The sequence below is a fragment of the Caballeronia sp. LZ029 genome (assembly GCF_031451275.1).
GTDB classification, from domain to species: Bacteria; Pseudomonadota; Gammaproteobacteria; order Burkholderiales; family Burkholderiaceae; genus Caballeronia; species Caballeronia jiangsuensis.
Genome location: NZ_JARUXO010000110.1, coordinates 1 through 12,574 on the forward strand (window position 1 = coordinate 1; position 12,574 = coordinate 12,574).

Annotated in this window: 12 protein-coding genes and 2 pseudogenes; 2 read left to right on the forward strand and 12 right to left on the reverse strand. The window is 60.3% G+C overall.

The genetic code is table 11. The features are described from left to right. Positions 1-98 precede the first annotated feature (98 nt). Positions 99-284, reverse strand: a pseudogene (locus tag QCE73_RS38840) (LysR family transcriptional regulator); the annotation flags it as partial. Positions 285-405: 121 nt separating this feature from the next. Here QCE73_RS38840 and QCE73_RS38845 point away from each other — a divergent pair. Beyond that, complete coding sequence (locus tag QCE73_RS38845; protein ID WP_309886102.1) at positions 406-1,263, forward strand: oxidoreductase; 858 nt, start codon at positions 406-408, stop codon at positions 1,261-1,263. A 188-nt stretch (positions 1,264-1,451) separates the two neighbouring features. After that, a complete protein-coding gene (locus tag QCE73_RS38850) occupies positions 1,452-2,381 on the forward strand; it encodes a LysR substrate-binding domain-containing protein (protein WP_250486346.1) in 930 nt (309 codons plus the stop codon). 143 nt (positions 2,382-2,524) lie between these two features. Here QCE73_RS38850 and QCE73_RS38855 read toward each other — a convergent pair whose 3' ends face one another. The 11 genes and pseudogenes from QCE73_RS38855 to sdhB all read right to left on the reverse strand — a co-directional run. Beyond that, positions 2,525-3,694 carry an FAD-dependent oxidoreductase gene (locus QCE73_RS38855; protein ID WP_309886105.1) on the reverse strand — a complete coding sequence of 390 codons (1,170 nt, stop codon included), beginning with the start codon at positions 3,692-3,694 and terminating at the stop codon, positions 2,525-2,527. Further along, positions 3,691-3,861, reverse strand: a complete 171-nt coding sequence (locus tag QCE73_RS38860) for a rubredoxin (protein ID WP_309886107.1) — start codon at positions 3,859-3,861, stop codon at positions 3,691-3,693. The genes QCE73_RS38855 and QCE73_RS38860 overlap by 4 nt, the downstream gene beginning before the upstream one ends. 22 nt (positions 3,862-3,883) lie before the next feature. Next, the gene (locus tag QCE73_RS38865; RefSeq protein WP_309886109.1) at positions 3,884-4,939 is read right to left on the reverse strand and encodes an aromatic ring-hydroxylating dioxygenase subunit alpha; all 1,056 of its coding nucleotides are present in this window, start codon (positions 4,937-4,939) and stop codon (positions 3,884-3,886) included. A gap of 151 nt (positions 4,940-5,090) precedes the next feature. Then, positions 5,091-6,071 carry a DUF6708 domain-containing protein gene (locus QCE73_RS38870; protein WP_309886111.1) on the reverse strand — a complete coding sequence of 327 codons (981 nt, stop codon included), beginning with the start codon at positions 6,069-6,071 and terminating at the stop codon, positions 5,091-5,093. Positions 6,072-6,291: 220 nt separating this feature from the next. Beyond that, positions 6,292-6,570, reverse strand: a complete 279-nt coding sequence (locus tag QCE73_RS38875) for a PAAR domain-containing protein (protein ID WP_309886112.1) — start codon at positions 6,568-6,570, stop codon at positions 6,292-6,294. A gap of 52 nt (positions 6,571-6,622) precedes the next feature. Further along, positions 6,623-7,603 carry a DUF6708 domain-containing protein gene (locus tag QCE73_RS38880; protein WP_309886113.1) on the reverse strand — a complete coding sequence of 327 codons (981 nt, stop codon included), beginning with the start codon at positions 7,601-7,603 and terminating at the stop codon, positions 6,623-6,625. Between the two features lie 299 nt (positions 7,604-7,902). Continuing rightward, positions 7,903-8,832 carry a type VI secretion system baseplate subunit TssF gene (tssF, locus tag QCE73_RS38885; protein WP_309886114.1) on the reverse strand — a complete coding sequence of 310 codons (930 nt, stop codon included), beginning with the start codon at positions 8,830-8,832 and terminating at the stop codon, positions 7,903-7,905. A gap of 425 nt (positions 8,833-9,257) precedes the next feature. Continuing rightward, positions 9,258-11,117, reverse strand: a complete 1,860-nt coding sequence (ilvD, locus tag QCE73_RS38890) for a dihydroxy-acid dehydratase (RefSeq protein WP_035510299.1) — start codon at positions 11,115-11,117, stop codon at positions 9,258-9,260. A 107-nt stretch (positions 11,118-11,224) separates the two neighbouring features. Next, on the reverse strand, positions 11,225-11,857 hold the full coding sequence (locus QCE73_RS38895) for a helix-turn-helix domain-containing protein (RefSeq protein WP_309886117.1): 633 nt from the start codon (positions 11,855-11,857) through the stop codon (positions 11,225-11,227). A gap of 1 nt (position 11,858) precedes the next feature. Then, entirely contained in the window at positions 11,859-12,281 is a 423-nt protein-coding gene (locus QCE73_RS38900; RefSeq protein ID WP_309886119.1) for an ester cyclase, read from the reverse strand. A gap of 194 nt (positions 12,282-12,475) precedes the next feature. Then, positions 12,476-12,574 (reverse strand): annotated as a pseudogene (sdhB, locus tag QCE73_RS38905) (succinate dehydrogenase iron-sulfur subunit); the annotation flags it as partial.

Consider the following 12,574-nt stretch of genomic DNA (forward strand, 5'->3'; position numbering starts at 1 on the left):
TTTGCTATCCCAGGTCATGATCTACTCCGGACGAACCATTCGTCCGAAGTGTCACCCATGTCCTGGAACAGGTGTTACCCATGTCTCCGGTCCATACACCCTTCTTCGGTCAGCGAGAGCTTGCGCGTCGTGCGATGAAAGAGGCGCACACCGAGGGATTTTTCGAGCTGCATCACCGCGTGACTCGCGGCTTGCGGCGAAATCCCCTGATCAATGGCCGCACGCCGCAGACTACCGAGCGTGGCGGCGCGCACGAAGATCGATATCGCGCGGACCTCGTTCATGGACGCCCCGATTCGCAAATTAAGGTTGATTATCAGTCTAGCGTTTGACGGCTAGTTCGTGCGAATCGGACGCCTTATGCTTCGTTTCACGTTCACCACCACCGACACAACGGAGCACATTATGAGCAACGCAACCCAACAGCAATTCAAGCGCGTCTGGTTCATCACGGGCGCGTCGCGCGGCCTCGGCGCACTGATCGCGCGCGCGGCGCTCGACGACGGCAACGCGGTCGTCGCCGCAGGCCGCAATGTCGCGGCGATCGTCGAGCGCCTCGGCGAATCGCCCGCGCTGCTGCCGGTCGCGCTCGATGTCACGAGCGAAGCGCAGGCCAAGGCGGCTGTCGAAGCCGCCATCGCGAAGTTCGGCCGCATCGACGTGCTGATCAACAACGCGGGCTTCGGGCTGCTCGCGGCCGTCGAAGAATCGAGCGACGCCGACGTGCGCCGCATGTTCGACACCAATGTCTTCGGCCTGCTCAACGTGACGCGCGCCGTGCTGCCCGTGATGCGCAAGCAGAAGCGCGGCCACGTCGTGAACATGTCGTCGATAGGCGGTTATCGCTCGGCAGCGGGATTCGGCGTCTATTGCTCGACGAAATTCGCCGTCGAAGGCATCACCGAAGCGTTGCATGCGGAACTGCAACCGCTCGGCATTCACGCGACCGTCGTCGAGCCGGGTTACTTTCGCACGGACTTTCTGGATGCGTCGTCGCTTCTCGTGGGCAAGGACATCATCGACGATTACGATGCGACTTCGGGCAATGTGCGGCGCTTCGCTGTGGGCATGAATCACAATCAGCCGGGCGATCCCGAGAAGCTCGCGACCGCGCTCGTCACGCTCGCGGACGCGCACACGCCGCCGCTGCGTCTCGCGCTCGGCACCGACACGCTGAAGGCCATCGCGGAGAAGAACGCGTATGTCGCGGCGGAAACGGAAAGCTGGCGCGCGTTGTCGGCTTCTACGGACTTCGCGGTCTGATCGATTGCCCATAACACCGCGACCATTTCCAGCATAATTCCGCGGGCATGAATCAGGCGGCATAAGGCTCGAGCGGCATCGTCGGTAAAGGCCCTGCGTTGACCATCGCAATATCCGTCCGTATATTGCGATGACACAGGGCCACGACGACGACAAGATGCCCCCCACGCCAGAGGTCAAGCCGCACGATGTCCAGGGAAAGCATCGACTCGCACATGATTCGTGTGCTGCATACGCTCCTTACCGAGTCGAGCGTGTCGCGCGCCGCCAGTCTGCTCGGACAGTCGCAGCCTACGGTGAGCATCGCATTGCGCCGCTTGCGCGAGATCACCGGCGATCCTTTGCTGGTGCGTAGCGGCAGCCGCATGGTGCCGACGAGCCACGCCCTCACGCTGATCGAGCCCGCCGCGCAGGCGCTCAGCAACATCGACGCGATCCTGCATCCGAACACAACGTTCGATCCCGTTGCGAGCACGCGCACGTTTCGCATCGGCTCGCCGGATTATCTCGACGTGTTCTTCGTGCCCGCCGTCATCGATGCGTTCCATCAGGCCGCGCCGCTCGCGAAGCTCGAATTCAAGCATCTGATGATGGTGGACGGCGGCTATGAGAACGGGCTCGAAACGGGCCTACTCGATCTCGTCATCGGCAACTGGCGGACGCCGCCGGAGCATCTGCATCTGCAACCGTTGTGCAAGGACGAACTCGTGTGCCTGATGCGCTCGGATCATCCCATCGGCAATGGCGCGCTCACACGCGATGCGTACGAAAGCGCCGAGCATCTTTCGGTCACGACGTACAACACGACGGCATGGGGCACCATCGACACGGAACTCGCGCGCAACGGCCTCACGCGCACTGTGACGACCACGCTGCCGTACTTCGGCATGGCGCCGTATGTGCTCGTGCGTTCCGACCTTCTCTTCACGACGACGCGCGCGCTCGCATCGCACTATGCGCGGATTCTGCCGTTGCGTATCGAGCCGATTCCCGGCGAAACGAATGCGCTGACCTACTATCAACTGTGGCACGAGAGAACGCATCGCAGTGCCGCGACGCGCTGGCTGCGCAAGCTCGTGACGACCGTTTCGCGCACGCTTGTCAGCGACGTCGCCTGAAAGCAAAAAAACGCCGCGTGCAAAGCGCGGCGTCAATGCGTTCATCCGATGAGCAAAGCGACAGGCCCTCGGTGCATCATCGGTGAACGCGACGCTGGTCGGTCAGAAGCAAGCTGCGTCGTTATCGTTGTTCGATCTTCGGTTCAGAAGCTTCCCGCCGCCATCGCCTTGATGAGCGCGGCCTTGCCTTGCGTCGCCGCGCCGAGCAATGCGAAGCCGAGCGCGCGCTTGTCGGCGGCGTGTTCGCACAGCGCGGCAAGGCCGTCGAGCGGATCGTCGCTCGCGGGCGCAAAACGCCATGTGCCGGATTCATTCGGCGGCACGACGACCGTCGGCGATGCGGGCGATTTCACCGTGATCGGCATGACGGGGAAATCGACGCGCGTCGGCTCGCCGGCGAGCGTGCGTGCGAGTGCGCGGGCGGCATGCATGATCGGCAGGACATACGGCTGCACCTTGCCCTCGATCGCCGCGCAATCGCCCAAGGCGTAGATATCGGGCGCGCTGGTTCTGCACCACGCGTCGGTGCGAATGCCGATGTCGATATCGAGCCCCGCTTGCGCCGCCAGTTCGGTGCGAGGCGCAAGACCGATCGCCGATAACACCACATCCGCGCCGATGACTTCGCCGTCGTTCAACGTGACGTCGTAGCCCGATTCACGCCTGTCGACGCACGCAACCGATTGCCCCAGCCGCAGGCGAATGCCATGACGATCCAGTGCGCGCGCGAATGCGTCGCCGGCGAGTTCGGGAAGCAATCGCGACAGCGGCGTGGCCGCGGGATCGATCAGCGTCACGTCATAACCCGCGAGCGCGAGATCGTTGGCGAACTCGCAGCCGATCAATCCCGCGCCGAGCAGCGCGATCGATTTCGCGCCTTCGATACGCGCCCTGAAACGCGTGTAATCGTCGAGACTGTTCACGGAAAGCACGTCGGACGCGCCATCGCCGACAAGCGGAATGCGGCGTGCGTCCGCGCCCAGCGCGAGCACGAGCTTCGCGTAACGAAGCGGCGCGCCGTTGACGATCACCTCATGCGCATCGGCTGCGATGCGCTCCACCTTGCGATGCGCGATGATGCCCGCGTTCAGTTGCGCGCGCATTGCGCCGGCATCGAACGTGACGAGTTCATGCGGCGCTTTCTTCATCGCGAGCGCGTTGGAGAGCGTCGGCTTCGAATAGAAATCGCCGGCATCTTCACTGATGAGCACGATGGGCACGTTCTTGTCGAGCTTGCGCAGTTCGCGCGCGACCGTATAACCGGCGATGCCCGTGCCGACGATGATCACGCGATCTTCAGTATTAGCGCTCATGCCGTCGCCACCTGCATGTCGAAGTCCTGCTTGCCGGTGCCGCAATCGGGGCAGAGCCAGTCATCGGGCACGTCTTCCCAGCGCGTGCCCGCCGCGATGCCCGCTTCGGGCAGACCTTGCGTTTCGTCGTAACGAAAACCGCAAATCACGCATTCCCAGATCTTCATGATGATGTGCTCCGTATGCGTTTCAGCGGACGTAGTTCTGGCCGAGCCCGATCTCGGCGAGCGCGCGGCGATACGCACCCGACGAGCGATCGGCGAGAATGGGCGCTTCGGCGGCGCGATCGATCGGCAAGTCTTCGGGACATTGCAGTTCGACGATCGCGCGGTCTTCTTCGAACACTTGCCGGTTGAACGCGTAGACGTCGTCGAGCGGCAGGTCTTTGTCGAAGTTGCGCGCGATCGGCACGAACAGACGCGTGAGGCGCGCGGACACGGGGCTCGCCGCGTTGAGGATCGCGAGCCGTCCGCCTTCGGGAAACTGCACGGTGAGACGCGCGAAGAACGGCACATCGACTTCGAACACGCGGCGCCACAGAAAGCCATCGGGCGCGCGATGCTGCATCGACTTCGGGAAGTTGCTCACGCTGCTCACATACTCCGCGCGCATGCCGTTGTCGCGACGCTCGACCGTATAGTTGGGCACGACGGGATTGCGCCGGTCCGCGAAGCTGTGATGATGAATCCACGCGAAGTGCGCGACATCGATGAAGCCTTCGGTCTGACGCCCCGCCGATGCCTTGATGTCGATGGAAGGCGGCAGGATCTGCTGGAAGCCTTCGGTGTTCCATGCGGGAAAGTCGGGCAACGGTTGCGCGCCGCCGCCGAGCGAAACCCATACGAGGCCGTAGGCTTCCTGCGCGGCATACGTCGTCAGGCACAGGCGATCGGGGATCGGCCCGCCTTCCTGCGACGGAATGTGGTTGCACTTGCCGTTCGCGCCATACGAGAGGCCGTGATACGGGCACACGAGGTTGCCGTTCTCGACCCAGCCCTGGCTCAACGGCGCGCCGCGATGAGGACACACGTCGCGCGCGGCCACGAGCGTGCCGTTCGAGCGGAACACGACGAGCGATTCATCGAGCAGTTGCGCTCTGAACGGCTTGTCCGCGATATCCGATGCGAACGCGACCGGATGCCAGTACTGGCTCAGGATTTGCCAGTCATGCGGATCGAACGTGCAGTTGCGAGGAAGGTTGGGTGCGCGCTGGAAGGTGAGCGGCGCGACGGTGGGGGTCGCCATGATTGTTGTCTCCAATCTGCTGGGGCTTGGCGGTCTTGCACGGTGCGACCGCCTGGAGATAACGATATCGGTGTGGGGCGTGTCGCCCAATCGCTGGGGGGACATTGAGTCTATGTTTGGGGGGGAATGGGGGAAAGGGAAAGAGCATTACTCATTGACTGATCTGCTCCCGAATCACACTAACGGGGTCCGTCGGAAACTTCGCTGGATTCTGCGCAGCCGTGCGCTGATAGGGGTCGGACGCATCGATCCGGCACTTCGCCTCGATCGCTGCAGGCCATTGCGGAATCTTGCTGGTCCTGATTGCGAACACGCGACCAATCGAAATGAGCCACACCACCGGTGCGGAGATGTACTGAATGAGCCTCGGCAGTCCGTTCAGGTTCAGGTTCAGCGCGAACAATCCTTCACGAAATGTTTCACGTCGGCTTGCAACGTCATGACACCAGTGGACATCGCCATAGACGGCCTTCGGGCCTTCTTCCATATAGCGACGGACGAATTCCCAGCAGTTCTTGAGCTGGCGAGGATCTTCACTGTCGCCGTGCAGGGCGAAGGTCCACTCCACCGTCTTTCGATCTGCCTTGAGCGCGTGACCGCGAATGTCCCAGATCTGCGGCCCCGAGCCCGGCGTGTACGATCGCCTGCACCGGCTGATCGTAAAGAAGAGGTCGTCCCACTTCGCCGAGCGAATCACACCGTCAAGACAGAAGACGTACACCATGCGCTTGCGGTAGTTAAACCGGATGGGGTAATGCGTCCAGCGGAAGGATTCTTTGAGTAGCATCCAGATCAAGCAGGTCCAGAATGGACTACAAATAGCGGACCAGCACGCAATTATCAAGAGATCAATTGACTTTGGTGCGATGTGCACTTCAGGGATAAAGAACGGGAAAAGATTTATCGATGCTGAAACAGCAATCAAGAATAGACTCGAAAACGTTACATAGCCACGGTATATAAACCATCGATCGACCAGTTCCACGAAGGTGGAGTTGAATTTGACTGTCGACGCGTTATAAAATGGCGTAATGTCCAAGTGTTCCTTCTGGCGTAGCTGATTTTTCCGTTCCTCTGCGGTCAGCATCCTGTTCACAGGATAGCTTTTTTGCGAAATGTCTTGGTAGTTCATTTAAGATCCCGCGAGCGAATGCACTTCGCTCATTTGCTACGTTGCAACGCTTTAACCAGATAGCCAACCGTCAGTTGCATCTGAACATCCGGACGCTGAGTGACCGTTCCCCAAGCAAAATGATTTCTTTGAATTGCTTTGAGTCATGCCTGATTCGATCTCTTATCTCATCCAACCTAACACCTGATCGAGTCACTCGCCGACCTCTGCTCGCCGCCAATCACCCGATACTGGCACTCGTGCTTCCGATCAAGGTGCACCCGCATTCTGTATGGTGTCCATGCAATGCAACCCGCCGTCCGCCAATCGCAAACGTCGGGTGCGCCTCAATGATCTTGTTCACGCCGTGTGGGCGGCCATCAGGATATCGCTGAGGGCAATCGACAAGATCATCGAGGCGTGCCACGCTGCGGCCGCCGATCTTGTGCGTCGACGAACCCGTAACGACTTTTCCGCCGTGATCGGTACTGTCACCGACGAGGATGATCAAAAGACTCATAACTTCCAGAAGGAAAACGCGTTGGACTATGACCGTAGGACGCTCAGACGGCTCATTGACTGATCTGCTCTCGAACCACACTAACGGGGTCCGTCGGAAACTTCGCTGGATTCTGCGCAGCCGTGCGCTGATAGGGGTCGGACGCATCGATCCGGCACTTCGCCTCGATCGCTGCAGGCCATTGCGGAATCTTGCTGGTCCTGATTGCGAACACGCGACCAATCGAAATGAGCCACACCACCGGCGCGGAGATGTACTGAATGAGCCTCGGCAGTCCGTTGAGGTTCAGGTTCAGCGCGAACAATCCTTCGCGAAATGTTTCACGTCGGCTTGCAACGTCATGACACCAGTGGACATCGCCATAGACGGCCTTCGGGCCTTCTTCCATATAACGGCGGACGAATTCCCAGCAGTTTTTGAGCTGGCGAGGATCTTCACTGTCGCCATGCAAGGCAAAGGTCCATTCCACGGTTTGTCGGTCTGCCTTGAGCGCGTGACCGCGAATGTCCCAGATCTGCGGCCCCGAGCCCGGCGTGTACGATCGCCTGCACCGGCTGATCGTAAAGAAGAGATCGTCCCACTTCGCCGAGCGAATCACACCGTCAAGACAGAAGACGTACACCATGCGCTTGCGGTAGTTGAACCGGATGGGGTAATGCGTCCAGCGGAAGGATTCTTTGAGAATTAGCCATATTGAAAACGCCCATATTGGCGATATAAAAATGAGCGAGAATCCCACCGCCATGAAATACGCCCTAGTCGGGTGAATATCCCAGCTTGGAATGAACAGCGGATAGGCGACGCCAACAATTGGAAGCATCAAGAAAAACAAGCTAATAAACGTCAAATAGCCCCGATAAATGAACCAGCGATCGACAAGTTCCATGAAGGTAGCGTTAAATGCGATCGTCGATGCGTTATAGAACGGAGTAACGTCTAGACGCTCTTTCTGGATTAACTGGTTCTTTCGCTCCTCCGCGGTTAGCGTCCTGTCCACAGGGTAGCTCTTCTGAGAAAGGTCTTTATAGTTCATCTTAAGCTCCAGTTAGGGAGGGCGCCTCACTCATTTCTTGCTGGGAGTTCGAGTACCGGTTAGATACGTCGCTGCCCCAGACGCAGCGCTTCAACCAACTATCCAACTTGTTATCACTGAGCTTAGCGATTAGAACCTGTGCAATCAGGTAGATGAGGGCGCCGACTAGCAAAAGCGGAAGCGCTTCAGCACCGAGGGCGAGGGCGATAGCGACCGATACCCCGCCTAACATCGACAAGCCGTAGGCCGCGCCCAGCGCTACCTTTCCTTGCGTCAGCACTCGGACCATCTCCCCGAGATCACAAACCGCCCCAATCGTAGCCCCGGCGACCCCAGACACCTTTGCCCCGAAAGGTGCCTGCGAAACCGGCCTTGAGTCCAGTCAGCGTGAAAAAATAGAACCGGCCAGGGCAGGCAAAGTACTCCTGCATGAGGTTGTGACCGAGAAACTTGGGCGCAACGAGTGGCAAAACCGTTTCGTCGGGGCCAAGTCCATCCTGAACGACAGCGTGGGATGTCACCACGTGCGGCGCATAGCCCGCCTGGCCAAAGCGCCCCGGCTCTCCGACGATCGACGCCACCGCGCCCGTATGAATCAACTCGTGCAAGTGAGACGCGACGCGTTCGTCGCCCGCGAGATAAACCTGCAAACGGTCCAATCCCTGTAACGATGAGAATGGCACGCCCTCCATCGTGCGCAGACGCAGGCGTAACGCGCCGCGCACTCGACGGTCGGGCGGCACATAGCGGTCCTGCCCTTGGATATCGGGCGGGACGTGGGTCAGGCGCCCGCCCTCCAGAACGACGGGGTATAGGAACACATCCTGGGTCGTGCGGAACGTACAGGGCGTTTTCTCGCCATCCGGCAAGTGCAACGATGCCAGTTCCGTGCCGCGCCTGACGGTATGGCCTGTATTGAAACCATGCGCCTTGCCACCGGGATGGAACCGCGCGATGGAAATTGACGGGGTAGGCGACAGATAGCTCGGATAGACACACGACAACAGCGCATGGGTCAGCAACGGAAACTCGTCATCGAAGCGCATTTGCATCCGCGCGTTGGCGAACGCTGACGATTCGAGCAGACGATTGACGTAGGGATCGCCGACGCTTCCCGCGACCATGCCGAGACGAGCCGCGATCTTGGGATGATCGCGGGCAAACTCCTCAGCCAACGCTTGCATGAAGCGCAGTTCGCTGAGGTAAGCGTCGAGCAGACGCGGATCCATGCGACTCACGTCAGGCAAGACGAGCGAGATGCCGTGCCGGCAGCCGCCGTGGACTCGGTATTCGTGCTGAGATCGTTAGATCTCGGCGCTTGCTATGCATTCCTAAATCTGCCAAAAATACTAGACCTTCAAATTAACAGTCCGACCCTAATGCAGATATGGGAGTCTTCCTAGAATCGATTCAGCCAAACCTACATCGTCATTAAGTACGTGACGAGATCGCTTGAAGCCGAGGCCATGTTGACCGCGATCGATGGCGTACTCGCGGGACGCAGCCGCAAACTATCGTGATCGCCTGCTCGACGGCCGTGCCCGCATCGCACGTTGGTTGTTGGAGTCGTCGCATTTGCCGGGCGATTGATTACCACCACCCATAAAAAAAGCCGCTCCAAAGAGCGGCTCTCAAAACTTCAATCAACGCAACTTCAATCATCAAGCAACGACAAGTCCCGCACCGCGCCCTTATCCGCCGACATCACCAGCTTCGCATAAGCCTTCAACGCCGCCGACACCTTCCGCGGACGCTGCTTCGCCGGCTTCCAGCCCTTCGCGTTCTGTTCCTCGCGACGGCGCGCGAGTTCATCGTCGGAGAGCAGCACGTCGATCGTGCGATTCGGAATGTCGATGCGAATCTTGTCGCCGTCGCGCACGAGCCCGATCGCGCCGCCCGCCGCCGCTTCGGGCGAGCAATGACCGATCGACAGCCCCGACGTGCCGCCCGAGAAGCGTCCGTCCGTCAAGAGCGCGCACGCCTTGCCGAGACCCTTCGACTTGATATAGCTCGTCGGATAGAGCATTTCCTGCATGCCCGGACCGCCCTTCGGACCTTCGTATCGGACGATAACGACATCGCCGGCCTTCACCTTGTCGTTGAGGATGTTCTCCACGGCTTCATCCTGCGATTCGGTGACATGCGCCGTGCCTTCGAACACGAGAATGCTTTCATCGACGCCCGCGGTTTTCACCACGCAGCCATCCAGCGCGATATTGCCTCGCAGCACCGCGAGACCGCCTTCCTTCGAAAACGCATGTTCGTAAGAACGGATGCAGCCTTCGGCGCGATCCGTGTCGAGACTCGGCCAGCGCGTGTTCTGGCTGAACGCCGTTTGCGTCGGAACACCGGCGGGACCGGCCATGTAGAAGGTCCTGACCGCTTCGTCTTCGGTACGCTTGACGTCCCACTGATCGAGCGCGTCTTTCAGCGTGGGCGCATGCACGGTCGGCACGTCGGTATGCAGTTTGCCCGCGCGATCCAGCTCGCCCAGGATCGCCATGATGCCGCCCGCGCGATGCACGTCCTCGATGTGGTACTTGTTCGTGTTGGGCGCGACCTTGCACAGTTGCGGCACGGTGCGCGAAAGACGATCGATGTCCGTCATCGTGAAGTCGATCTCGGCTTCGCGCGCAATGGCCAGCAAGTGCAGGATGGTGTTGGTCGAGCCGCCCATCGCGATATCGAGCGTCATCGCGTTTTCGAAGGCCTTGAAGCCGACCGAGCGCGGCAGCACGCGCGCTTCTTCCTGCTCGTAGTAACGGCGCGCCAGTTCCACGATGCCGCGTCCCGCGCGCTTGAAAAGCTGCTCGCGGTCGGCGTGCGTCGCGACGACGGTGCCGTTGCCCGGCAAGGAGAGGCCGAGCGCTTCGGTGAGGCAGTTCATCGAGTTGGCCGTGAACATGCCCGAGCACGAGCCGCACGTCGGGCATGCGGAGCGTTCGACTTCCGCGACTTCGGCGTCGGAGTATGACGAGTCGGCGGCGATCACCATCGCATCGACGAGATCGAGCTTCTTCAGTTCGATGGCCTTCGTCTTCGGATTCGCGAGGCGCGTCTTGCCCGCTTCCATCGGGCCGCCCGACACGAAGATCACGGGGATGTTCAGGCGCATCGCGGCCATCAGCATGCCCGGGGTGATCTTGTCGCAGTTCGAGATGCAGACCATCGCATCGGCGCAATGCGCGTTGACCATGTATTCGACCGAATCCGCGATGATGTCGCGGCTCGGCAGCGAATACAGCATGCCGTCGTGACCCATCGCGATGCCGTCATCGACCGCGATGGTGTTGAATTCCTTCGCCACGCCGCCCGCGGCCTCGATCTCGCGCGCGACGAGCTGTCCCAGGTCTTTCAGGTGCACGTGGCCCGGCACGAACTGCGTGAACGAGTTGACGACGGCAATGATCGGCTTCGAAAAATCTTCGTCTTTCATGCCGGTGGCACGCCACAACGAGCGCGCGCCCGCCATGTTGCGGCCGGCGGTAGAGGTTTTGGAACGGTATGTGGGCATCGTGGTTGCTGTTGGAATATCGCTGAATGAAAGCGGGCCACGAGGGTAAAGGCCCTTGCGCGCCGGAGTCGGCGACCTTTTGGGTCGGGCGGGCGCGAATTTTGGGATTATCCCATACCTGCTTCGTCCAATTCGCTTCGCCTCGCCGCATCCACCAGCGCGCGAATCGCCCAGCGTTTCACCTTGCGCGTACGCGCGTCGTCGAGTTGCAGCACGTCCTTGCAGACCAGCATCGCCTCGGTGCCGATCACGAGCGCGAGCGCCTGAGTCAATGTGTCGATGGCAGCGGGCTTGAACTGATCGTGCGCGGGCTCCAGCGCCGCCTCGATCAACGGTGTGCGCCGATTCTGCCGCAACGGCACTTCCGCTGCGGCTTCGCCCTTCGCCACACGCTCCAGCGAATGCGCGAGCATCATGCGCAGCGGCACTTCGTTAGCGAGAATCATGTCGTGGAGCGCGGCATCGACACGCAGCAAACGCGCGACCGGATCAGCCGATGCACGCGCGGAAAAGAGCTTGTCCGCATCCGGCGTATCGACATCGAGCGATGCTTCAAGCAAGAGCGCATCGACGCTCGTGAAGTGCCGATACGCCGTCGCGCGCGACACCATCGCTTCGATCGCAACTTCCTCCAGACTCGGCTTGTGCCCTTGCTTCATGAGCCGCGATGCCGCCTGCAGCAGATCCTTGCGCGTGCGCTGCTTCTGATTGCCGCGCGTTCTCGTCGCCGCGTCTGCCATGTCAGGCCTGCGGCAACTGGTTGATGATCGCCGCGAGATCCACCCACACGTTCTCACGCCTGATCTGTCCGCGCTCGTTGAATTCGACCACATGCAGCATGCGAAATTCGAGCGGACGCCCACGGCCTTCGAGCCCGAACGGTCTGCCGGGCGCCTTGCCGCACCACAACGATTCGTCGATGACGAAGCCATCGCCATAAAGACGGCGCAGACACTCGACCCGGCTCTCCGACAGGTCAGCGAACAACGCTTCGTAGAAAGGCCGCGCACCCGTGCGTCCATGCGCCGGTCCGGCGGGCCAGCCGACGACATCGTGCTCGACATCTTCCGTGAGCGTCGCGAGCACACCTTCGACATCGTCGCGTCGCTCGAAGTTGAAATGCTCGTCAATCTTGCGGTCCATCTCCACAGGGGTCAGCGTCATGATTGCCTCCTTACGCGGGTCATGCTTTCCGATTTATTTTAGTGAGACAACAGTCTCATTACAAGATCGAAATATCAACGCGGATAGCTAGTGGTTAGCTATGCAATCACTTCACGTCGTGGCGAAATCTCATGGACAAAAAAAATGGCGCAGCCTCTTTCGAGGCTGCGCCATTTCTTCGTTCGATCCGGATATCAGACAGCGCGGCGCACCATCAATTCCTTGATCTTGCCGATCGCCTTGGTCGGATTGAGCCCCTTGGGGCACACGTCGACGCAATTCATGATCGTATG